We start from the raw sequence: 229 nt of genomic DNA on the forward strand, positions 1-229 counted from the left end.
AGGGATTGGTGCGATAATTGGTACAGGAGTTCTAGTATTAACGGGATTAGTAGCAGCAAGAGATGCTGGTCCAGCAGTTATTTTTTCATTCATGATTGCAGCAATTGTTTGTGGATTTGCAGCATTATGTTATGCAGAAGTTGCATCTACACTTCCTGTTTCAGGTAGTGTGTACACATATTCATATTCAACAATTTGTGAGTTTGTTGCCCATTTAATGGGATGGACA

The 229-nt window shown here is 38.9% G+C and carries 1 protein-coding gene; it reads left to right on the forward strand.

Annotated features, from left to right (window positions below; translation table 11 throughout):
* A partial coding sequence (locus SB775_RS34515; protein ID WP_410865793.1) for an amino acid permease occupies positions 1-229 on the forward strand: 229 nt, incomplete at both ends.

The sequence above is a fragment of the Peribacillus sp. SIMBA_075 genome (assembly GCF_046534585.1).